The sequence below is a fragment of the uncultured Metabacillus sp. genome, from assembly GCF_947503125.1.
Lineage (GTDB): Bacteria > Bacillota > Bacilli > Bacillales > Bacillaceae > Metabacillus.
Window position 1 is genome coordinate 14,483 of the sequence record NZ_CANNCR010000022.1, and the last position, 22,880, is coordinate 37,362.

General features: G+C 36.8%; 19 protein-coding genes. 11 read left to right on the forward strand and 8 right to left on the reverse strand.

The window, feature by feature from the left end:
- Positions 1-2 precede the first annotated feature (2 nt).
- From Q1B07_RS14920 to Q1B07_RS14945, 6 genes are all read left to right on the forward strand, one after another.
- A complete protein-coding gene (locus Q1B07_RS14920) occupies positions 3-896 on the forward strand; it encodes a carbohydrate ABC transporter permease (protein ID WP_299090786.1) in 894 nt (297 codons plus the stop codon).
- Between the two features lie 104 nt (positions 897-1,000).
- The gene (locus tag Q1B07_RS14925) at positions 1,001-1,639 is read left to right on the forward strand and encodes a YesL family protein (protein ID WP_299090784.1); all 639 of its coding nucleotides are present in this window, start codon (positions 1,001-1,003) and stop codon (positions 1,637-1,639) included.
- A gap of 386 nt (positions 1,640-2,025) precedes the next feature.
- The gene (locus Q1B07_RS14930) at positions 2,026-3,285 is read left to right on the forward strand and encodes an extracellular solute-binding protein (RefSeq protein ID WP_299090833.1); all 1,260 of its coding nucleotides are present in this window, start codon (positions 2,026-2,028) and stop codon (positions 3,283-3,285) included.
- A gap of 14 nt (positions 3,286-3,299) precedes the next feature.
- Positions 3,300-4,334, forward strand: a complete 1,035-nt coding sequence (locus Q1B07_RS14935) for a glycoside hydrolase family 88 protein (RefSeq protein ID WP_299090782.1) — start codon at positions 3,300-3,302, stop codon at positions 4,332-4,334.
- A gap of 44 nt (positions 4,335-4,378) precedes the next feature.
- Complete coding sequence (locus Q1B07_RS14940) at positions 4,379-5,053, forward strand: rhamnogalacturonan acetylesterase (protein ID WP_299090778.1); 675 nt, start codon at positions 4,379-4,381, stop codon at positions 5,051-5,053.
- A gap of 64 nt (positions 5,054-5,117) precedes the next feature.
- Positions 5,118-7,100 (forward strand): beta-galactosidase, encoded by a 1,983-nt coding sequence (locus Q1B07_RS14945; RefSeq protein ID WP_299090775.1) that lies wholly within the window; start codon positions 5,118-5,120, stop codon positions 7,098-7,100.
- Positions 7,101-7,229: 129 nt separating this feature from the next.
- Here Q1B07_RS14945 and Q1B07_RS14950 read toward each other — a convergent pair whose 3' ends face one another.
- Positions 7,230-8,114 carry a hypothetical protein gene (locus Q1B07_RS14950; protein ID WP_299090773.1) on the reverse strand — a complete coding sequence of 295 codons (885 nt, stop codon included), beginning with the start codon at positions 8,112-8,114 and terminating at the stop codon, positions 7,230-7,232.
- A 315-nt stretch (positions 8,115-8,429) separates the two neighbouring features.
- Between Q1B07_RS14950 and uxaC the strand changes: the two genes are divergently transcribed.
- From uxaC to Q1B07_RS14970, 4 genes are all read left to right on the forward strand, one after another.
- Positions 8,430-9,848 (forward strand): glucuronate isomerase, encoded by a 1,419-nt coding sequence (uxaC, locus tag Q1B07_RS14955; RefSeq protein WP_299090830.1) that lies wholly within the window; start codon positions 8,430-8,432, stop codon positions 9,846-9,848.
- 38 nt (positions 9,849-9,886) lie between these two features.
- Positions 9,887-10,888 (forward strand): LacI family DNA-binding transcriptional regulator, encoded by a 1,002-nt coding sequence (locus Q1B07_RS14960; RefSeq protein ID WP_299090771.1) that lies wholly within the window; start codon positions 9,887-9,889, stop codon positions 10,886-10,888.
- 151 nt (positions 10,889-11,039) lie between these two features.
- Complete coding sequence (locus tag Q1B07_RS14965) at positions 11,040-12,524, forward strand: tagaturonate reductase (RefSeq protein WP_299090769.1); 1,485 nt, start codon at positions 11,040-11,042, stop codon at positions 12,522-12,524.
- On the forward strand, positions 12,508-13,998 hold the full coding sequence (locus Q1B07_RS14970; RefSeq protein WP_299090768.1) for a UxaA family hydrolase: 1,491 nt from the start codon (positions 12,508-12,510) through the stop codon (positions 13,996-13,998). Before Q1B07_RS14965 ends, Q1B07_RS14970 begins: the two co-directional genes overlap by 17 nt.
- A gap of 212 nt (positions 13,999-14,210) precedes the next feature.
- On the opposite strand, the gene Q1B07_RS14975 is transcribed toward Q1B07_RS14970, so the two are convergent.
- The 7 genes from Q1B07_RS14975 to Q1B07_RS15005 all read right to left on the reverse strand — a co-directional run bounded on the left by Q1B07_RS14975 (position 14,211) and on the right by Q1B07_RS15005 (position 21,078).
- Complete coding sequence (locus Q1B07_RS14975) at positions 14,211-15,005, reverse strand: phosphotransferase (RefSeq protein WP_299090765.1); 795 nt, start codon at positions 15,003-15,005, stop codon at positions 14,211-14,213.
- A gap of 574 nt (positions 15,006-15,579) precedes the next feature.
- Positions 15,580-16,398, reverse strand: a complete 819-nt coding sequence (gene nadE / locus Q1B07_RS14980) for an ammonia-dependent NAD(+) synthetase (protein ID WP_299090762.1) — start codon at positions 16,396-16,398, stop codon at positions 15,580-15,582.
- Positions 16,399-16,409: 11 nt separating this feature from the next.
- Positions 16,410-17,024: a nicotinate (nicotinamide) nucleotide adenylyltransferase gene (nadD, locus tag Q1B07_RS14985; RefSeq protein WP_299090759.1), complete on the reverse strand. Its 615-nt coding sequence runs from the start codon at positions 17,022-17,024 to the stop codon at positions 16,410-16,412.
- 49 nt (positions 17,025-17,073) lie between these two features.
- On the reverse strand, positions 17,074-18,552 hold the full coding sequence (locus tag Q1B07_RS14990) for a nicotinate phosphoribosyltransferase (protein ID WP_299090756.1): 1,479 nt from the start codon (positions 18,550-18,552) through the stop codon (positions 17,074-17,076).
- Between the two features lie 54 nt (positions 18,553-18,606).
- A complete protein-coding gene (locus Q1B07_RS14995) occupies positions 18,607-19,155 on the reverse strand; it encodes an isochorismatase family cysteine hydrolase (protein WP_299090754.1) in 549 nt (182 codons plus the stop codon).
- 32 nt (positions 19,156-19,187) lie between these two features.
- Positions 19,188-19,967: an NUDIX domain-containing protein gene (locus Q1B07_RS15000; RefSeq protein WP_299090752.1), complete on the reverse strand. Its 780-nt coding sequence runs from the start codon at positions 19,965-19,967 to the stop codon at positions 19,188-19,190.
- Positions 19,968-20,229: 262 nt separating this feature from the next.
- A complete protein-coding gene (locus Q1B07_RS15005) occupies positions 20,230-21,078 on the reverse strand; it encodes a VOC family protein (protein ID WP_299090750.1) in 849 nt (282 codons plus the stop codon).
- A 421-nt stretch (positions 21,079-21,499) separates the two neighbouring features.
- On the opposite strand from Q1B07_RS15005, the gene glnA reads away from it, so the two are divergent.
- Positions 21,500-22,864 (forward strand): type I glutamate--ammonia ligase, encoded by a 1,365-nt coding sequence (gene glnA / locus Q1B07_RS15010; protein WP_299090748.1) that lies wholly within the window; start codon positions 21,500-21,502, stop codon positions 22,862-22,864.
- Positions 22,865-22,880: the final 16 nt, after the last annotated feature.

The following is a 22,880-nucleotide window of genomic DNA, read 5'->3' on the forward strand; positions in this document are numbered from 1 at the left end:
AGATGAACATAAATGCGAGTCCTAAAAGTGTGACTAAAACTGAAAGAATAACTGCACCAAAGATCAAACCTGTTAAGTGGTGGGTTTATCATTTACTGGTTGGCGGCTTTGCGATATTAATGCTTTATCCGGTTATTTGGCTCTTAATGAGTTCCTTTAAACCAAGTGAAACCATCTTTGTAACCGCACAGTCGCTAATACCTGATCCATTTATTTTAGATAACTTTGCACAAGGCTGGGAAGGTATTGGAGGAAATTCGTTCGGTGTTTTTATAAAAAATACAGTGGTTTTAGTTATCTTTACCATGATCGGACAAGTTATTTCTTCTGCATTTATCGCTTTCGGCTTTGCACGATTGAATTTCTTTGGAAAAGGCTTTTGGTTTGCCATCATGATGGTAACATTAATGCTGCCGTATGAGGTTGTTATGATTCCTCAATATATTATTTTTTCAAAGCTAGGTTGGCTTGATTCCATTAAACCGATCGTAATTCCAGCATACTTTGGACATCCGTTCTTTATTTTCTTATTGGTCCAATTTATTCGCACCATTCCTAGAGAATTGGATGAAGCAGCGACAATTGATGGATGTAATACGTTTAAAATCTTTTACAAAATTATCTTGCCATTAATCAGACCAGCTTTAGCAACAGCATCTATCTTTTCTTTCTATTGGACATGGGACAATTTACTTGGACCTGTACTTTACTTGAACAGCCCGGATAAGTATACCGTATCAATGGCCCTTAACATGTTCTTAAGCAATGAAACTGTTTCGAACTGGGGAGCGATGTTTGCGATGTCCATTGTTACCTTAATTCCTGTATTTGTTGTCTTCTTCTTATTCCAACGTCATGTCGTGGAAGGAATAAGTACAAGTGGTTTAAAAGGTTAATATTGAAAGAAAGGGTGTAAATAAGGTAGTTCCTTCTATTTAACACCCTAGAATTCTAATTAGCACGGTCTATCAAGATTAAAAAGAATGAGGAGGGAGTATGGATGGAAACAACAGGATTTATGGGAGGAGTTAACAGCATTCTGGAATGGATTTCAAGATTAGCTTGGCTGAATCTATTGTGGATTTCCTTTTCATTGCTTGGAATCATTGTTTTTGGTTTTTTCCCTGCAACAATAGCCATGTTTGCCGTAGTCAGAAAATGGGCCGTGGGTGAGATGGAGATTTCGATCTTTAAAACATTCTTGAACTCCTATAAACAGGAATTTGTTAAGAGTAATCTTCTTGGTTTGGTTCTTATGATCATTACTGTTATTTTGGTGATCGATTTTGTTTACCTATATCAAACATCATCGGATATCCAGAATGTGTTATTCGTACCATTTATGGTCGTATCTCTCATCTTTGTTTGTATGTTATTTTATATTTTTCCGATGTATGTTCATTTTGATATGGAGGTATTGCAAGTTATTAAAAATTCATTTTTTGTCATGATTATGAATCCGCTCCAAACTTTGCTTATGCTCGTTGGTACTAGTGGATTACTGTTTTTATTGTCCTATGCTCCCCCTTTGCTTATCATCTGCAGCGGCAATATTTTGGCAATGGCCATTACGAAACCTGCATTCAATGCCTTTAGTAAAGTAAATCGGAAGCATCAAAAGATTATGCAAAAACAGTAACAAATGGCATTGCATTCTTTTTAGTACTTGATCATCGATAGAATTTTTAATGGCGAAAGAGATCATTATCTTTCGCTTCTTTTTGTTGCTTAGCAGGAAATTATAAAATGTTTTGACTATGGATAAGTGCATCGGCATCTAGCTCCAGTGCTTTTGTTCTTCGCTTTATTAAATTATCGATGAAAGAAGTAGACCCGGTAATTGTTAACGATTACAATGTTACTAAGCAAATCATTGATAAAATGCTCTGATTTTTTAACAATGATCTCTGCTTTTTCAATTAATTATTATTTTATGAACAATTAAACTATACATGTAAGCACTTACATGTAAAATAAGGGGATGTGATAGAAATGAAAGTGCGTTTTACCCTCATTTTAATGTTCATGCTTACACTCTCAGCTTGTAATCAAACTAGCAATGATACAGGTGAAATAAGTGAAGGCGGAAAAGATATCATTACAATCAGAGTAGCATGGTGGGGTGCTTCTCAAGCGAGACATGAATATACAACAAAGGTAATAGAAATGTATGAAAAGCAAAATCCGAGTGTGAATATTGAACCAGAGTTCGGTAACTGGGATGATTATTGGAAAAGGCTGGCACCGATGGCTGCTGCGAACGAACTTCCCGATGTGATCCAAATGGATATGGCGTTTTTGAGAGAATATGGTGAAAAAGGCTTGCTAGAAGATTTATCGCCCTATATTGAAAACAAAATGATTGATGTGTCATCAATTCCCAAACATGTTTATCAAAGTGGAATGGTTGATGATAAGTTATATGGATTCATCCTTGGTGTTAATGTCCTGTCGGTTATTTCAAATGATGAACTTTTAGAAAAAGCCGGCGTAACAATTGATGGGGAAAATTGGACATGGGATGAGATGGTGGAAATTGCTATAAAGATTAAACAAAATGCCAATGTTTATGGGTCAAATGGGATGGATCCTCCTGATGTCTTTTTCCCCTATTATTTAAGGACTAAAGGTGAAGAATTTTATAAGGAAGATGGTTCAGGTCTTGCTTATACAGATGATCAATTATTTATTGATTATTTTGAACAGCAAGTCAGACTTGTTGAAAAACAGGCATTTCCTACTCCTGATGAGGGAGCAGCAGCAAGAGGTGTGGAAGAAGATTTTATTGTAAGAGGAACATCTGCTATTACCTGGAACTATTCAAATCAATATGCCGGATTTGATCAATTTACTGATGCACCTTTGACACTCCATTTACCGCCTGAACATCAGGAAAATCAAGCATTATTTCTGAAACCAAGCATGCTTTTTTCGATTCCAAAAAGCTCAAAGCAGAAAGAGGAAGCAGCAAAATTTATTAATTTTTTCGTGAATAATATTGAGGCAAATAAGTTGATTAAAGGGGAACGAGGAGTACCTGTTTCAACGAAAGTATCTGAAGCAATCAAACCAGAACTCTCCGATGGAGAAAAAAAAATAATAGAGTATGTTGAAGAAGCTTCACGTCTAACAAATGAATTTTATCCGCCAGATCCTATAGGGAGCTCGCAAGTAATGGATTTATTAAAAAATATATCTGATCAAATCCTCTTCAAGAAAATGACTCCTGAAGAGGGTGCGAAAAAATTTAGAAGAGAGGCTGAAGCGATACTAAAAAATAATTAGTTGGAGGAAAAGACATGCCAAAACTTCAATATGATGAAGCAGAAATTCGTCAGTTAATTGATAAAGTAGTAAAGAGAACGTTTGAGATGGATTTTAACTGGGATTGGCCAGGAGGAGTTGCCTTTTATGGCGTTGCGGAAGCATATGAGGCGACAGAACAACAAGAGTATATAGATCTATTAAAATCTTGGGTTGATGAATGGCTGGAAGATGGACTGCCAAAGCTATCGATCAATGAAGTTTCGATTGGACATGCTTTGATTACTCTTTACAAAGTAACTGAGGATGAGAAATATTTAGATGTTATTAAAGACATGGCAGATTACTTACAGAATGATGCACCAAGATTCGCTGATGGTATCTTTCAACATACCGTTAACTCTGTAAAGGATGTTTTTCCAGAACAAGCATGGGTAGACACCATGATGATGGCCGGCTTATTTTTGGTTCGAGTTGGCAAGCTGCTAAATCGCGAGGATTATTTTGAGGATGGTCTCAAACAGTACCATGGTCATGAGGACTTTCTTCAAGATCCTGTGACAAATCTATATTATCATGGGTGGGATCATCTCGCGAAAAACCACATGTCCTCAATTTATTGGGCCCGTGGTAATGGATGGGCAGCTTTAACCATGGCAAAGGAGTTAGAGTTAGTAGAGGTTCAGCACCCTTCCTATATGATCATCGATTGCTCCTTAAGGGATCAATTAAGTGCGCTTGTTCGCCTGCAGGACGAGTCAGGCCTGTGGCATACCATTGTGAATGATCCATCATCGTACCTAGAAAGCTCTGGATCAGCAGCGATTGCAGCCGCTCTATTAACGAGAGGAAACCTTTATAATAAATATATTCAAAAGTCAATTCATGGGATTCAGCAAGTAATTGAAGAGGATGGAAAAGTATCAATGGTATCGGCTGGTACCGCTGTGATGAGAGATGCAGATGGTTATAAAAATGTTCCTTACAAGCGAATTCAAGGGTGGGGACAAGGGTTGGCACTCGTTTTCTTATCAGGGCTTTTAAAAGCGAGTAAACACATCTATAACTAATAGACTATAGTTATAAAAAAAGATAAATCAGGAGTGAACATAAAATGGTTGATATAAAGCATTCTATCTATCTAGCTGGTGATTCAACAGTTGCCAATTGTCCAGAACATGAAGCGCCTATGGCTGGCTGGGGACAAGTCTTTCAATCTTTCTTTACCGAAAATGTGGTTGTTTATAATGAAGCAAAGGGCGGAAGAAGTTCAAATAGTTTTATTGAAGAAGGAAGGCTGAAATCAATTTTAGATCGTATTCAGCCAAACGATTATCTATTTATTCTTGGACACAATGATCAAAAATCGTTTGGTACAGAGCCATATACGACATATCAAACATTTTTGTCTCAATATATAACTGGGGCACGTGAAAAGGATGCCCATCCTATCCTGTTAACTTCTGTACATCGGAGAAAATTTGATCAAAATGGACAGATTGAAAATACATTAGGTGATTACCCGCGGGCAATGATGCAATTAGCTGAAAGACTCGATGTACCTTATATTGATTTGTGGTCAAAGACAAAGCGGCTATACGAGGCTTTAGGGAAAGAAGGGTCAAGGAGTCTATTTACGATGTTTCCCCCAAATGTCCATCCAAATTACCCAGATGGAATCGAGGACAATACCCATTTTTGCGAAAATGGCGCATATGAGATAGCAAAACTCGTCATTGAGGGGATAAAGGAGCTGCAGCTGCCGATTGCCGCTTATATCAAAAGGTAGCCAGAGTCTTGATTTTTCTCTTTATCTATAAATCTATTTTAAATTAACAGGTGGGAGACACAATATGCATAAAAAATTATATCATGGTGCGGCATATTATCCGGAATTATGGGATAAAGAAACAATTGCAGAAGATATCAGGCTAATGAAAGAAGCTGGAATCAATGTTGTTAGAATGGGAGAATTCGCTTGGTCAACATTAGAAAAAGAAGAAGGTCAAATTGATATTAGCTTTTTTGTTGAGATCATTCATCAATTAAGTGACAACGGAATTGAGACGGTTATGTGTACACCAACTCCAACTCCGCCAATTTGGTTAACCCACAATCATCCGGAACGAATGCATGTTGATGATCAAGGCCAGGTGATGGGACATGGTTCGCGACAGCATGTTTGTACAAATAATCCATATTTTCGTGAGAGGGCAGCTATCATTACTGAGGAGATCGCAAAGGCAGTCGGGAATCTTCCAAGTGTGATTGGCTGGCAAATCGATAATGAGTTTAAATGCCATGTAAGTGAATGTATGTGTCAAACATGTAAGTTACAATGGCATCAATGGCTAGAGGAGAGGTACGGAACAATTGATCACTTAAATGAAGCCTGGGGTACACATATTTGGAGTCAATACTATCATCGATTTGATCAAGTGCCACAGCCTGGTCCGGCACCATTTCTTCATAATTCATCATTAAAAACGATGTATCAACTATTTTCTTTTGAAAAAATCGCGGAGTTTTCTGATGAACAAGCTGCAATTATCCGAAAGTATTCTAAGGCACCGATTACTCATAATAGCAATACCTTTTTCCATGTTGATAATGAACGGCTATTTAAGAACTTGGATTTTGCTTCTTTTGATACGTACGCGGAACAAAAGAATGCACACGCTTATTTATTTAACTGTGATTTATGGAGAAATTTTAAGCCAGGCAGAGATTTTTGGATTATGGAGACGAGTACATCTTATAGCGCCTCACTCGAAAGCTATGCGGCACCACATCCAAATGGTTATTTAAAAGCTGAGGCTGTTGCTGCTTATGCATTAGGTGCGGAAGCATTTTGTTATTGGCTTTGGAGACAGCAGCGAACAGGTTGTGAGCAGCCCCATGGGTCTGTGATCAGTGCTTGGGGAAAACCAACCGTTGGCTTTGAAAATGTAAAGGAAGTAGAAAAAGCGAGAAAAGAGCTGGAGACTATCATTCTGTCCACTGCTCCTGTTCAAGCTGAGGTGGCTGTAACCTATTCTGATATAGCCAAGGCTTATATTAAAACAGAGCCTCATAAAGGGTTAGATTATCGATCACTTGTCATTGATTTTTATGAGAAAATTTTGTCAAGCGGCATTCATCGTGATCTCATTCCAGAACAAGCAAAGCTAGATGGTTATAGATTATTGTTTACTCCGTTTGTTCACTATCTTTCAAAAGATTATATTACTCAGGCAAAAGAGTTTGTTGAAGCTGGCGGAATCTGGATTGTCGGCCCGCTGACAGGAGGAAGAACAGAGAATCATACAATCCATACAAATGCCGGACTAGGGGAGCTGGATCAGTTAGCAGGAGTTGAAACACTATTTACGTATCCAATGGATGGAACAGAATCTGTTGGTGAGTTTATGGAGGTAAGTGCACCATTAGGTTTATGGAGTTCTGTATTTCAACCGACATCTGGAAAAGCAGTTGGCTATATTACGGAAGGCATTTCTGCAGGAAAAGCCTTTATCACTGAGCATCAAATTGGAGAAGGAAAAATCGTTATGTTAGGCTCATTACCAATGGGAGATTCAGGAGATGCATTACTCAAAACATGTCTAAACCATTATGCAAAAGAAGCGAATGTTTCCTTGAAAACGGATGTATCGAAAGGAACCATAGTTGCTCCAAGACAAGGGAACGATTCCCTCGTTTGGATCATTGTAAATATGGATGGTAATGGAGGATCGGTTACTCTCCCATCTTCAGGTATAAATGTTTTAACAGGTGATTCTATAGAAAAAGGAAAATGTGAGATTGCCCCATATGAGTATAAAGTGATCCAATTCTAACTTTTAGTATCGTTTAGGAAAGAAAAAAGGAAAAAAACTCATGAAAAACCCTCTATTTCCAAAACACATTTTGAAAATAGGGGGTTTTTCAACACGCTGAAGATAACTCTTCATATGAGTTTTATCTTTTTAATTATTTGCTTTCAGTGTATTGATAACGGAGCGAATTGCTTGTAAGGTTTGTCCTTTAAATGAGTCAGACACCGACTCACCTATCGGATTTTCATAGTAAAGAACATCTTTTTCTGGATTAAGTCCAAATCCAAGATTTTGTAAGGCAGTTTGTAATTCTTGCGGTAACTCTGTTGAACCGGTTTGTTTTAAGAAATAGTCGGTAGCATATACCTTTACATCAATATCACCTTTACCTGTGTATACGACAAATAAATCTGATGAGGTTTTTACAAGCCATTGATTTTTTGAAAAAAGGGAAATTCTTGAATTCTCTAATGAAGATATACCTGGCAGATTAATTCCATAGATTAGATTAATAATTCGAATGATATCGTCGTATGTATAATTATGAAATGTTTGAAGAAAAAGATCCATTACTTCTGCTTTTTTTAATGACATGATGGTTTGTTTCAAATCATCAGGATTGCTGAATTTGTTTTTTAATGCTGTTCTCATTCCATCCATTATTTCCTCTGGATAGCTTGAACGTTTAGCACCTTCATCTTCGTCAGAGATTTTATTTAAATTTATCCCGAAAACGTGGAAAACAGCTTCTCTACATACTGGTCCGGTAATGGTTATCCTACCATGTTTTAAGTAATGTCTTAAAACATCAATTTTTGACATGCTTTCAATAATATGATCGTATTTTGTAGAAATAGAAGAGCTGCCTATCCCTTTTCTCAATACATTCATAATTACCGGTGGGTATTTAGGAGTTCCTAAAGTAGGAGGGACATTTTTCTTGCACTTAACAACAATTGCTGCAAACGATAGTAGAACAAATGTGATAGAAGCCAAAAAAGTCATGTTAAATAGGAAGTGTTTGCTGTTTTTCATTTGTTTCCCACCTTTACTAATTATTAGATCAAAAGTCATTAGTTAGTCATTAATAGTTTAATAAATTAATGATAATTTTACCATAAAAAGATGGTAAAAGATTTTACAGCTAAATTTCGACAAAACCAATTGAAATTGATTATAAAAATTTACTAGTTATTCTTGAATTTGTTTATCACTAGCCATATAATGAAGATAGATGTTCACGTGTGCAATACATACACCCTAGTTTATATTTTATTTGCTCAAATGGTGCCTTTTAAAATGTTCACGTGTGCAAAAATTGAAAAGGGGTTGAATGAATTGAAAACATTTATGGGAGAAAATTTTTTGTTAACAAACGAAGCTGCTTCAACTTTATTTCACCAATACGCGAAAGACATGCCTATTATCGATTATCATTGTCACCTTAGCCCGCAAGAGATCTATGAAAATAAAAAATTCAAAAATATTACGGAAGCTTGGTTATATGGCGATCATTATAAATGGAGAGCGATGAGAGCGAATGGAATTGAAGAGGAATATATTACAGGAAATGCAAGCGATTACGATAAGTTTTTAGCTTGGGCAAAAACCATTCCAATGGCAATTGGAAATCCTCTTTATAATTGGACACATCTTGAGCTTCAGCGTTACTTCGGCGTTTATGACCTTTTAAATGAAAAAAATGCACCAATGATTTGGGAAAAAGTAAATGAACAACTAAAAAGTGAAGATTTTACTGTAAGAGAATTGATTAAAAAATCGAATGTTGAAGTTATTTGTACGACAGATGATCCTATTGATACATTGGAATATCATCAAAAACTAAAGGATTCTGATGATTTTCAAGTAAAGGTTTTACCTTCCTTTAGACCTGATAAAGGGTTGGAAATTAACCGCGACCAATTTGTTTCATGGGTTGAAAAATTAGCACAGGTTTCGAACCAATCAATTGAAAATTACGATCAATTTTTAACGGCCCTTGAATCTAGAATTGACTTTTTCCATGAGCTTGGAGGAAGAGTTTCTGATCATGCCATTGATACGATGATGTTCACTAAGGCAAAGAAGGAAGAAGTTGATTCCATCTTTAGAAAGGCTTTAGCTGGTGAAAAGGTAAGCATTGAAGAGGAAATGAAATATAAATCATATACATTAGTATTCTTAGGGAAAAAATATGCTAGTTTAGGCTGGGCTATGCAGCTGCATATAAATGCCCTTAGAAATAATAATACGAGAATGCTTGCTGAGCTGGGTCCTGATACAGGTTATGACAGCATGAATGATGATCTCATTGCTAAGCCTTTATGCCGTTTTCTTGATGCGCTGGAGAGTGAAAAGGCGCTGCCAAAAACAATTCTTTATTCATTAAATCCGAATGACAATCCTGTATTAGCAAGTTTAATTGGCAGCTTCCAGGGCGGCGGTGTAAGAGGAAAAATGCAGTTTGGAACAGCATGGTGGTTTAATGATCAAAAGGATGGCATGTTGGACCAAATGAAAACACTAGCAAATATTGGTTTGTTCAGCCAGTTCATTGGAATGTTAACTGACTCAAGGAGCTTCTTATCTTATACAAGACATGAATATTTTAGAAGACTTGTTTGTAATTTAGTCGGAGAATGGGTTGAAAATGGTGAAGTTCCTTATGATCTCGACATGCTAGGTGAAATCATTCAAGGTATTTCTTATAACAATGCTAAGGAATACTTCCAGTTTACAAGTGTATTGGAATTAGAAAAAGAGCTATGATATTCTAACGTAAAAGCAATGGAAAGTAGGTTTTCCTGGTGGGAGTTACAATTAAGGATATTGCAAAACTTGCAAATGTTTCACATACAACAGTGTCCAGAGCATTAAATAATAGTCCATTAATAAAAGAAAAAACAAAGAGAAGAATTATCGAAATAGCCAACCAGCTTAATTATTCTCCGGATGTGCATGCAAGAAGCCTTGTTATGCAGAGGTCGTATACGATTGGGTTGTTTTTAACAAGCTTAACAGAAGGAACCTCTTCAAGCTTCCTCGCAGAAACAATCAGAGGTGTTCATACGGTGATTGATGAAAATTATAATTTGTTTATAAGAGGCATCCAGGATTTTGAGCGTTTTTCTGCGATCACCCGAAAACGATTTGATGGAATTATTTTAATGAGTCAAAGTGACGTTGATAATTCATTTATTTATCACGTTTTAGAACAAAAAATTCCTCTTGTTGTTTTAAATCGACCAGTTGATGACCGATCGATTGTCAATATCTTATCAAACGACAGGGAAGGTGCTTATGAGGCGGTATACTTTTTGATCATGAAAGGCCATCGGAAAATAGCGATAATTGAAGGTACGCCAAAATTCCGCTCCTCACTTGAAAGAAAAGAAGGTTATTTAAATGCTTTAATAGATCATCAGCTCCCGATTTTTCAGGAGTATATGGTAAAAGGTAATTATGATATGGTAAGTGGTTATGAATCTATGAAAAAGCTGTTATATTTGGAAAAACCGCCAACTGCAGTTTTCTGTTCAAATGATGATATGGCAATCGGGGCAATGAAGGCGATCAATGAGGGAGGTCTCACAGTCCCAACAGACATTTCCATCATCGGATTCGATGATATTGGTTTTTCAGAATATACAACACCTGCACTCACTACAGTAAAAAGACCAATTGAAAAGATTAGTATGGTTGGTGCCAAAAAGCTTTTACATTTAATGGACGGAACAGAAGAAACTGTTGAACCAATATTCTTAACGACCCAGCTGGTCAATCGGCAATCAGTTGCAGAACGTAAGTAAGGGTATGTCCTTTTGAATGGTTTGGCTCCTCAAGAAGAGGGGCCAAGTTATCTATCCCAATCCTTAACCAGTGGAATATCCATCTGGTAGATGTTTATTTTCGATCACTAAAGATGTTAACGTGTGCATATTTTATGAGGGGGTTTTTCGGTTGAAGCATTTAACAAAAGCGATGTTGAGTCATATTCCTGAATATCCTGAAAAAGTGCTGCAATTTGGCACCGGTAATTTTCTGAGAGCGTTTACTGACTGGCAAATCCATGAAATGAATAAGAAAAATTTATTCAATGGCCGTGTGGTTGTTGTTCAATCGACTGCAAATGGAGCTGTTAATACGATTAATGAGCAGGATGGTCTCTATACCTTGTATTTACAAGGGATTAAGGATCATCAGCCGGTTAGTGAACATGAAGTAATTAGCAGCATAAGCAGAGGAATTAATATTGTTACCGAGTATGATGACTATTTAGCGCTGGCCCAAAATCCCGAGCTGCGGTTTATTATTTCAAATACGACTGAAGCTGGAATTACTTTTAACGACGAGGATCTTCTCCATGATCGCCCGCAAAAAAGCTTCCCTGGTAAATTAACAGCCTTTTTATTTGAACGGTTTCAAGCTTTTAATGGTGATCTTTCAAAGGGATTTATCATATTACCATGCGAATTAATTGAGGAAAATGGAAAGGAATTAAAGCGAATTATTTTGCAATATGCCAATGCATGGAACCTAGAAACTGCATTTTGCAAATGGATTGAAGAAGCAAATACGTTTTGCAATACATTGGTTGATCGAATTGTACCCGGTTTTCCTAAGGATACGATACAGGAGAAAACAAAGGAGTTAGGTTATATCGATCAACTTGTCGTTGTTGGGGAGCAGTTTCATTTGCTTGTCATAGAAGGACCTGAGTTCGTAAAAGAAGAGTTTCCAGCCGCAAAAGCAGGGCTCAATGTCCATGTTGTGGAGGATTTAAGCTCATACAGATTGAAAAAGGTGAAAATCTTAAATGGAGCGCATACTGCGATGACACCTGTCGCTTTTCTAGCTGGATTACAAACAGTGAGTGAAGCGGTAACAAACGATGTAACAAAGGAGTTTGTTGAATCCGTCATTTATGACGAAATTTTACCGACTTTGCCTTTTCCAAAAGAGGAGTTAAACCAATTTGCTGAAGATGTGTTAAATCGCTTTAAAAATCCATTTATTCATCATTATTTAATAAGTATCTCGTTAAATTCCTTATCAAAATTTAAAGCAAGACTGCTTCCGACATTGCAGGAATATATTCAGGAGTTTGGTACGCTTCCAAATGGAATTGTATTTTCACTAAGTGCGATGATTTATTTCTATAGAGGAAAACGCGGGGAGGAAGACATTAAGCTTGTTGATGATCCAGAGGCATTAGCTTTATTTCAGCGATTATGGAACAATTATCATGGAGATGAAAACGAGATTGAAACGATTGTGAAAACCATTCTTGCAGCAGAAGAGCTTTGGGGTGAAAATTTAAACGATTTGCCAAAGCTTACGGAAGCAGTGACACAATATGTTCTAACAATCGATAAATTCGGGATGGCAGAAGCACTTCAAAAACTCCAACATTTAAAGGGTGAATATAATGAAAGCGTTCATTAAAATAAATGAGCAGGATAATGTTGCGGTTGCAATTCAACAGCTTAATGAAAATGAAAAGATCGACATTAATGGTACTGTCATTCAATTAAAGGAATCAATACCAAAAGGTCATAAATTCGCTCTGAAACCGATAAGAACCGGAGAAAATGTTATAAAATACGGTTTTCCAATTGGCCACGCAATAGAAGATATTGACTCTGGTCAATGGGTGCATACGCAAAATACAAAAACAAACTTATCCGGTGTAGAAGAATATGAATATCATCCAAAGAAAAAGGCACTAAAAGAACAGCAAGAGGGTTTGACCTTTAAAGGATACAGGAGAGATGATGGTCAGGTTGGAATCAGGAATGAATTGTGGATTGTTCCAACAGTTGGCTGTGTGAATGGGATTGCCGATCAAATTATTCGTGAATTCAAAGAAACGGTTGGCGATATCTCGCCATTTGAACATATCCAGGTTCTTAAGCATAATTATGGCTGTTCACAGCTAGGTGATGATCATGTTAATACCCGTACAATTTTGGGGAATGCAGTGAAGCATCCGAATGCTGGGGGTGTCTTAGTCTTAGGCTTGGGTTGTGAAAACAATGAGATCCATGAATTTAGAGATTCTTTGGGTGGATACAATCAAGAACGTGTGAAATTTTTACTCTCTCAAGAGGTTTCAAATGAAATTGAAGAGGGTGTAAAGCTGTTAATGGAAATCTATGAGAATGCCAAAGAGGATAAACGAGAAGATATTTCGATTTCAGAATTGAAAATCGGTTTAAAATGCGGCGGGTCTGACGGTTTTTCAGGAATAACAGCAAATCCATTGCTTGGAAGACTTTCCGATTATCTCGTTGCCCAAGGTGCAACCACGGTCTTAACCGAAGTGCCGGAAATGTTTGGCGCCGAAAAGATTTTGATGGAACGAGCGGAGAATGAAAAAGTTTTTCATGAAATTGTTGAGTTAATTAACGACTTTAAACGTTATTTCCAAAAGCATGACCAGCCTGTTTACGAAAATCCTTCACCAGGCAATAAAGCGGGCGGAATTACAACGCTTGAAGATAAATCTCTTGGCTGTACACAAAAAGCGGGGACCGCTCCAGTAGTAGATGTACTAAAATATGGTGAAAGATTAAAAGAAAGAGGCTTGAACCTATTAAGTGCACCTGGAAATGATTTAGTTGCTTCTTCGGCATTGGCAGCAGCAGGTTGCCAGCTAGTGTTGTTTACAACAGGGAGGGGAACACCGTTTGGTACATTTGTCCCAACAATGAAAATCTCAACAAATTCGCAAATATTTGAGACAAAGAGGCATTGGATTGATTTTAATGCAGGAACACTTTTGGAAGGACAATCACCTGAAGACTTGTTAAAAGATTTTATCGCTTATATTATTAAGGTTGCAAGCGGTGAGCTTGTAAACCATGAAAAAAATAATTTCAGGGAAATTGCTATTTTTAAAACAGGTGTCACCTTATAACCAAAAAGGACAGATTGCTTCTGTCCTTTTTGGTTATAGTTTACATAATAATGTTATTGTGAATTAATCTAATCATTTTCTAGAGATATAATTCAGACATTCATTTTTTGCGTTAATAGTTTACATAATAATGTTATTGTGAATCAATCTAATCATTTTCTAGAAATAAAATTCACACATCCATTTTTTGATGTTTATCGTTTTTTTGTGCTTTATGTTATCGCGTTTTCCAATACCGCCCGGTTTTTTATGATCCATGAAGCAGATCTTGTACGCCATGCAACCCCCCAAAGGGGACCGACGCTTTCCTTTGTAACGTTACCTTCAATCGCCTCGTTAGCTGTTTCGTGAACGACTACCTCAATTATTTTTTCGAAAAGGCGGCTGCGTTCTTTTTTAGCAAGACCATATCCGTCCACTATCACCCTTACTTGTTTGGCTCTTTTTTGCGGAGAGGGCAGGTCTTGAGAAATGGCAATATCATCATCAACTAAATAAGGAAATAGCCAGCATGACCTTGCTAGTTCAATTAATGGATCTACTGGACCAGTATATTCCCAGTCAATTAAAGCACATGGCTTCCCATTTTTCGTTAAAACATTCCAAGGTGAAATATCACAATGGCTTATGATAACCGGTTTTCCAATATCATGGATAAACCAGTCCTGCCAGCATGTGTTTTCTAATAAGGGAAACGTTTTCATTATGTCGTGTAATGAGCGTATCATTTCCCCTAACTCAAATAATCCCTCATCACTCCATGGGGAGGGGTGGATCATATCACCGCTCATATACGTTAAGGATTCTCGTCCGTCAGAGGAAAAACCTAAACCAACAAGTTGTGGTGCTTGAGTGAAGCCATGAAGATGTAAATGATTTAACACATGATGAACATTTTTCGTCCACTTGCCCGCTGGTCTTAGCACAACGTCTGCCTTTTTACTGACTGCCTTGTTTTCAGAAAGAATTTTTTCAATTGATTCATTACATTGGTTAGTAGATTTCACTGATTTCCCACCTTTTCAAAGATCGGGGAAACATCTGTTAATAGGGAGATGACAAGTTGTCCCCGCTCACCATATTTACCCGAGTTGTTTTTTAAAAAGATGAATTCATCTAATCGCCCCCTGTATTCTTAGTTAAAGGTTCTGTAAACTTGCCTGTTGATTGCAGCGATAGGAGTTCGATTTCGCTGGAGGTCCGAGATCTTACATATCCGTTCCTATTAACATCGTGCAAAAATCAACACTGAGCATTAATATTGCCCGATTAAATTAAGAATACCATAAATATGGTAATTTAAGAGAGGCAAAAGGATGACTAAGCAAAAAAAAGACTGCCCTTGAACAAAAATATATAGGATCTAGAATAGTAGAAACTCTATATATTGGTATCGTTGGAGAGTCAGCCATTTTGAGATAATGTTTTAGTCATTCTTTAAAAGTTAAGTATAAAACTTGTGCTTAGTTTCTGTGTCCAGCTTCTAGCTCCTATAGAGTCTTGCCCTTCATGAATTTGAAGGGCAAGTACACTTTTTTATTCATAAGCACCATAGGATAAGTAACGGGCCCTAAGCATTTCTTATTTCCACCATGTATCAAACATAGTGGAAGGTAGTTCACGTTTATGTTGAGAGGCTAAATATCGTTTCTCAATTTTTTCAGACACTTCTTGATCCACCTGTTTACCTTCTAAATAATCATCTATTTGATCATAAGAAATACCTAGCTCTGTTTCATCAGCCTGCTGTGGTTTGTGATCGAGCAGGTCAGCTGTTGGTGTTTTTAAATATAAGCGCTCTGGTGCATCCAGTTCCTTCAAAAGGCTTTTACCTTGTCGTTTCGTCAGTCCGGTAAGCGGTAATAGGTCTGCACCGCCATCGCCATATTTTGTAAAGAATCCAGTCACTGCTTCAGCAGCATGGTCTGTTCCAATCACTAATAAACCGTTTTGCCCGCCAATGGCATATTGTGTAATCATGCGAACCCTTGCTTTTACATTCCCTTTGTTAAAGTCAGTAAGTTGCTCACCAGCTGTTGTGTTAAATTCCGCTGCAAATGTATCGACAGTACTGGAAATATCAAAGGCAATGCTTTCATCAGGCTTGATAAATGAAAGGGCAAGCTGGGCGTCATCTTCATCTTTTTGGATTCCATATGGAAGTCTTACAGCAATAAATTTTGCATCATAGCCTTCATTTCGGAGCTCCTCAACAGCCAACTGTGCGAGACGGCCTGATAGGGAAGAGTCTTGCCCGCCGCTAATTCCCAATACAAAGCCCTTTGCACCCGTTTTCTTTAAGTATTCTTTTAAAAAGTGAATTCTTGCTTCTATTTCTTCCTTAGGATTGATCGTTGCTTTTACATGTAAATCGTTCATAATTTGTTTTTGTAGATTCATACGAATTCCTCCTATTGGTATAATGAATGCTCTTTAATATAGTTATAGCATGATTCAGGTAATAGATAACGCGGTTCGCCTCCAAGAGAAAACTCTTCTCGTATATAACTTGAGCTAATTTCCATGGCAAGCCCTTTATCAATTAAATGAAAGGTTTCTCCATCATCATGATTTCGTAAAATAGGGGACTCGCTAATTGCTTTAAGCATGTTGATACCATCTCGAGCCATAACAATAAATTTATTTTCCTTCACAAGGAGGTCTGAGTTTCCCCATTTTCCTTTCCCGATATCTATTAAAAGATCTGCACCCATAATAAAATAAATCGTATCATGTTTGTATTTGTTTTTAAAATAGTTCAATGTTTCATAAGTCGATATATTCCACGCTTGTAACTTCATTTCATAATCATCAGCAAGGAATGTATCGTTATTTTCTATCGCCATTTTTAGCATGTTCCACCGGTGAAAATCCTCTGTTTGCATTTGTTTGTCTTTTCGTTTACTTGAACATGGTAAGAAAATTACCTTATCAAGCTTGCAGCGATGTCGGATTGTGCTTGCTGTCCAGAGATGTACATTTGTAATAGGATCAAACGAAGAGCCATAAATTCCGATTTTCCCCATAGTAAAACCTCCATAAATTTGCTAAAAAAGCATGCGTCTAATCTGCAGATCATTCATTTGTACGGTTAGAAATCATCTTTTTAACTTTTTGTCTAACCTCCTCAATATTTTTCATTTTGTTATCCCAGCACGCTTGGCTTAAGTCGACAGGATATTCTTCTGGGTGAAGGGCGCGTTTATATTCATCCCACAGCAATTGCAAATTTTCCTTCGTGTAGGCTTGCATTTGCATGATCGTTGGAGTCTCATATACAAGTCTGCCTTCTTGGAAAATAGGAGAATGAAGTTCTTTTGCATCAAAATTCGTGACAAATTTACTAATAAATGTATGAACAGGGTGGAACATTTTTATTTTTTCTTCTTTTTCCGGATCTTCATGGAAGAGGGTAATATAATCTCCTTCTGATTTATTGTTTAACCGATTAATGATCCGATAAACCTTTTTTAACCCTGGAGTGGACACTTTTTCAGGATTTCCGCTAATTTTAATCGTATCAAGCATCTTTCCGTTTTCATCTTCAATTGAAACAAGCTTATAAACCGCACCTAAAGCAGGCTGATCAAAGGCTGTGATTAATTTTGTGCCAATTCCCCAAATATCAATTTTTGCTCCTTGTGACTTAAGGTTTATGATCGTTTCTTCATCCAAATCATTTGAAGCGATAATCTTTGTATCATGAAAACCTGCCTGATCCAGCATTTTTCTTGCTTCCTTAGAGAGGTATGCTAGGTCACCGCTATCAAGACGAATTCCTTTAAATTCGATTTGATCGCCCAATTCCTTTGCAACCTTGATGGCGTTAGGGACACCTGACTTTAATGTATCGTACGTATCAACAAGGAACACACAGCTTTTATGACGTCGGGCATACTTATGGAAGGCAACATATTCATCCTTATAAGCTTGAATAAATGCATGTGCATGGGTTCCAGAAACAGGGATACCGAATAATTTACCTGCTCTAACATTTGAGGTTGCATCAAAGCCACCTATATATGCTGCTCTCGTACCCCATATTGCCGCATCTAATTCATGTGCCCGTCTTGTGCCAAATTCCATAACGGTATCATCACCAGCTACAAGTTTTATTCTCGCTGCTTTTGTAGCGATTAACGTTTGGTAGTTCACAATATTTAAAATCGCTGTTTCAATTAGCTGTGCCTCGGCTAACGGAGCTTCGATTCTAATTATTGGCTCATTGCCAAAGACCATTTCACCTTCAATCACCGAATAGACATTTCCTGTAAAGCGAAGATTTTTTAAATAGGATAGAAAGTCTTCCTTGTAGCCTAATTCATGACGTAAATAGTCAATATCCGATTCACTAAAATGAAAATCTTTAAGGTATTGAATAATCCTTTCAAGTCCGGCAAAAACAGCGAAGCCATTTCCAAATGGGAGTTTACGGAAATAAACCTCAAATACCGCTTTTCTGTCATGGAAATTATCTTCCCAATAAGATTCTGTCATATTAATTTGATAAAGATCTGTATGAAGTGCCAAGCTATCATCATTATAGGTATTCATTATCGTTAAATCCTCCTGCATAAAAATCAAATTTCTTAAACGATCTTGCTTTTATTAAATGATTGTAGCATTTAAACATGTTTTAAAGTGATTTAACGCCCAATGATGTCCTCGTTCATTAAAGCTTGCTACTGCTTTTTCATGAACAACGATTTTAAATCCTTTATTATAAGCGTCAACCGCTGTATGCAAAACACATATATCCGTACATACACCGACAAGATGAAGCTCTGTAATTCCTCGTTCACGAAGTTTTATCTCAAGATCTGTTCCGGCAAAAGCACTGTATCGAGTTTTATCCATCCAATATACATGGTTTTTCTGGATGTTTTCCATAAAAACCTGTTCTAATTTGCCAAAAAGCTTGCGACCTTCTGAATCCTTGATATTGTGAGGTGGGAATAAAGATGTTTCTGGATGAAAAATATCTTCTTGCGTATGGACATCAATCGCAAAAACAACAAATTCCTGTTGATCCACAAATTCATTCGTTATCTTTACGATGTGTTCTTCAATTTCCTGACCAGGCTTTCCACATGTTAAGGCGCCATGGTCAGCGACAAAATCAACTGTGTAATCAATATTTATCAATGCTTTTTTCATCGTCTAATTCCTCCTTGTATCCGACAGATTGGTTAATATCTGGCGGTGTAAATCGGTTTTACGATATTCATTTCATTTGTAAAACGATAGAGTTGTGTAGGAGTCTTTGATGTTCGTTGTGTTTTTTGCCCGGGAATTTCTTCGATAAATGGAAGTGTTTTGATTTTCCTTGAAAAAGCTTGATCACTTGTAATAGCAGGATCATTTGTCACTGTTTTTAATACTGCCTGTAATTCTGAATACGTGAAATGTTCCTGTAAAAAATTCCTTGCTACTGTTGTTTGCAATAAGTCATGTTTGATCACTGATATTGCATCTTCAATGATTTTGCGATGATCAAAGGCTAAGTCAAGCGACAGCACTTCATCAACAGAAAATAGTTTTACATCTTCAGCATCATCATTTGCTTTGCGTTTAGCAAGCTCATGCTCAGGTACAATAGCATAATGTGCATTGGAGATAATCCAGCCGCGCGGATCTCTGCCTGGTTGATCATAGACGCCATAATGTTTAATATGAATGCTATTTACATTCGTTTCTTCTTCAAGTTCTCGTTTAGCTGCTTCTAATGCCGATTCGTTTGGTTGCACAAACCCGCCAGGTAATGCCCATTTTCCAGCTTCGATATTTGGGTGTCCCTCAGCATTTAATTTGGCTCTTTTAATTAGCATCAACATTAACGTCATTAGCGGTGGTTTAAATTCTTTCACTCTAGAAGAAAGAATCGTGAAAACAGCAATGTCAGAGGTGTACCCATCAGGTGTTCGAAATTGTTTATGATCATATTGTTCTAATGCTTCTTTATTAGACATGGTACGCTCCTATTATCTTCTTTTAATTAACAAAGTGTTAATTGTTAATTGCATTATATGTTAAATTTTGCACAAAGTCTACAGGTTTTATTAAAAATAGGCAGAAAGTTACAACGAGGTGCTACTTATTGCTGTTATTAAAGGGAATTCCGGGGATAAAAGGAAGGAGGTTCACTTTATTTTTCGTTAAATGGAAGAAATTATTTGTAATAAAAAAGGGCGTCTAGAAGGATTAGATCCTACTTAAGACAGCCCTAAGGATTTAAATTGCTAAAATGATTTTATTATTAGATGGATCATATGTTATTTGGTGGTTATCATTATGAGTGATTTCTGCACCTAATTTTACTAGATTTTCAATAGAAGCTTTTCGTTCATCCTCACTAGGAAATGTTACCGTAAAAGTTTTTAAGCCAACTTCGTTCTCAGCTGGTGCTGATGCTCCTGCACTTTGCCATGTGTTGAGACCAATATGGTGATGATAGCCCCCGGTTGAAATAAATAATGCTTGAAGGCCGTAACGATTTACAGCACGAAAACCCAGGGCTTGATAGAATTCTTCTGATTCTTTAATTGAAGAGACCTGAAGATGGATATGCCCCATAATCGTTTTAACTGGTAAGCCTGAAAATGGTTTATTACTTCTATTGGATAATAAATTCTCGGCATCAAGTGGATGGGTAGCCATTTCAATGATACCGTCGATTTTCTTCCAACTATCTTCTGGACGATCAGCATAAATTTCTATTCCATTTCCGTCAGGGTCACCTAAATAAATGGCTTCACTTACTAGATGATCAGATGCTCCTTGAAGAGGATATCCTGTCTTTAGCAAATGATAAAGGACATTTGCCAATTCCGATCGATTAGGTAACAGGAGAGCAAGGTGATATAATCCAGTCTTTCTGCCCGTGTTACGAACAGGATGATTTATTTCCTCAAGAATGATTAATGTTGTTTTTCCGTCAGCAGTAAGCTGTGCCACTTTATCTGATTTATTAAGAACCTTTAAACCAATTATTTCTTTATAAAATTGAATCGAATTCTCTAAATTGCTAATTTTCAAATGAACCTCACTTACATAAGTGTTCGGATGACGATGAAAGTTCATGTTTGGATGCCTCCCTAAAAATAATAAACTTACTTTTTGATAGTTAGTATATAATAGTAAATTATTTGCGTCAAGGAATTTATCATAAGCTAATAACAGGGTGATTTGAATAAAAATACAATATTTTTTATATATAACCATTATTTTCTAACTTATACAATGTTGATTGAAGAACAGGGACCAGCGAGTTCATACAGTGATTGTATGAGAGGGGAGACCACAGGCATGTTTAATAAAGCAAAAAATTAAGAAAATATTTTTAAAAAAGCAGGAGAAACTAGATTGCTATTTTGTAAACGCTTCACAATAAAATATTATAAAAATACAGAAAATTTACTAGAAAACACTTGTCAAATTTACAATCTTTAAATATAATGAATCCATGTTATAAAAATCGACATTGAATGAGAGGTTATCTAACATGGCTGAAGCGGTTATTTCAAAAGGAAAAAATGAAGCAGAAATTATTGCACAAATTAAAGAAGTTATTAATTCAAAAAGTGTAGAACTAATTCATTTACAATTTGTTGATATCGAAGGAATCTTAAAAAATGTGACTGTTACTGCAGAGCAAATAGATGATGTGTTACAAGGAAAAATAATGTTTGACGGATCTTCTGTTAAAGGTTTTTCTCCAATCAATAAATCAGATTTATATTTACAGCCTGATTATTCAACATTCGCTGTATTACCTTGGTCAGTTGAAGAAGGCTATTCAGAAGCACGTTTCCTTTGCTCAGTAACGAATCCGGACGGAACTCTATTTGAAGGTGATACTCGAAATGTGTTAAAAAAGACGGTTGAACGTGCTGCAGATAAAGGATATTCTATTTCAGTAGGGCCAGAATTAGAATTCTTCCTATTTAAGACTGATGAAAATGGTAATCCAACAATGGAACTTGATGATAATGGCGGTTACTTCGAACCATCACCAAAGGATTTAGGCGAAAGAGTCCGTTTAGAAATCTACCGTGCATTAAAAGCAATGGGCTTCACGATTGAAGCATCTCACCATGAGGTTGCAGAAGGCCAGCATGAAATTAACTTTAAATATGCTGATGCTCTAGGTGCTGCAGATTTAGCAACTACTTACAAATGGGTTGTTAAAACAATCGCACAAAAATTTGGCCTACATGCTACATTTATGCCAAAACCAGTTTTTGGTATTAACGGTTCGGGAATGCACGTAAATATGTCATTCTTTAAAGACGGTGAAAATGCATTCTTTGATCCAGCAGATGAGCTGCAATTATCTAAAGAAGCTTATCAATTTATTGCAGGTTTAGTAGAAAATGTAAAAAGCTTTGCAGCGGTAACAAATCCACTAGTAAACTCTTATAAACGTTTAGTACCTGGATATGAGGCACCATGCTATATCGCTTGGTCAGCATCAAACCGTTCTGCATTAATTCGTATTCCAGCGAAAAAAGGCATGGCAACTCGTGTTGAGCTTCGTTGTCCAGATCCATCTTCAAATCCATACTTAACATTTGCTGTTATTGCGTCAGCAGGTTTAGAAGGGATTGAAAAAGGATTAGAAGCACCAGCTTCTATTAACGATGATATTTTCCATATGACAGAAGAGCGTCGTGCTGAATTAGGTATTGAAAACCTTCCAGGAAGCCTTGAAGCAGCGATTGCTGAGTTAGAAAATGGTGAAATCGGCCGCAAAACATTAGGCGATCACGTATTTGGTGAATATGTTGCAGCCAAAAAAGCTGAGTGGGACAGCTATCGTACTGCTGTACACACTTGGGAATTAACAAACTATCAATCAAAATTCTAATAGATGAAAAGGTAAT

Bases quoted from the DNA above. Each gene is read 5' to 3' on its own strand.
- nadE (WP_299090762.1), bottom strand. From the start codon at position 16,398: ATGAATCTACAAAAACAAATTATGAACGATTTACATGTAAAAGCAACG.
- Q1B07_RS14925 (WP_299090784.1), top strand. From the start codon at position 1,001: ATGGAAACAACAGGATTTATGGGAGGAGTTAACAGCATTCTGGAATGG.
- Q1B07_RS15000 (WP_299090752.1), bottom strand. From the start codon at position 19,967: ATGTCTAATAAAGAAGCATTAGAACAATATGATCATAAACAATTTCGA.
- Q1B07_RS14945 (WP_299090775.1), top strand. From the start codon at position 5,118: ATGCATAAAAAATTATATCATGGTGCGGCATATTATCCGGAATTATGG.
- nadD (WP_299090759.1), bottom strand. From the start codon at position 17,024: ATGGGGAAAATCGGAATTTATGGCTCTTCGTTTGATCCTATTACAAAT.
- Q1B07_RS14940 (WP_299090778.1), top strand. From the start codon at position 4,379: ATGGTTGATATAAAGCATTCTATCTATCTAGCTGGTGATTCAACAGTT.
- Q1B07_RS14990 (WP_299090756.1), bottom strand. From the start codon at position 18,552: ATGAATACCTATAATGATGATAGCTTGGCACTTCATACAGATCTTTAT.
- glnA (WP_299090748.1), top strand. From the start codon at position 21,500: ATGGCTGAAGCGGTTATTTCAAAAGGAAAAAATGAAGCAGAAATTATT.
- Q1B07_RS14935 (WP_299090782.1), top strand. From the start codon at position 3,300: ATGCCAAAACTTCAATATGATGAAGCAGAAATTCGTCAGTTAATTGAT.
- Q1B07_RS14970 (WP_299090768.1), top strand. From the start codon at position 12,508: ATGAAAGCGTTCATTAAAATAAATGAGCAGGATAATGTTGCGGTTGCA.
- Q1B07_RS14950 (WP_299090773.1), bottom strand. From the start codon at position 8,114: ATGAAAAACAGCAAACACTTCCTATTTAACATGACTTTTTTGGCTTCT.
- Q1B07_RS14920 (WP_299090786.1), top strand. From the start codon at position 3: ATGAACATAAATGCGAGTCCTAAAAGTGTGACTAAAACTGAAAGAATA.
- Q1B07_RS14930 (WP_299090833.1), top strand. From the start codon at position 2,026: ATGCTTACACTCTCAGCTTGTAATCAAACTAGCAATGATACAGGTGAA.
- Q1B07_RS15005 (WP_299090750.1), bottom strand. From the start codon at position 21,078: ATGAACTTTCATCGTCATCCGAACACTTATGTAAGTGAGGTTCATTTG.
- Q1B07_RS14995 (WP_299090754.1), bottom strand. From the start codon at position 19,155: ATGAAAAAAGCATTGATAAATATTGATTACACAGTTGATTTTGTCGCT.
- uxaC (WP_299090830.1), top strand. From the start codon at position 8,430: ATGGGAGAAAATTTTTTGTTAACAAACGAAGCTGCTTCAACTTTATTT.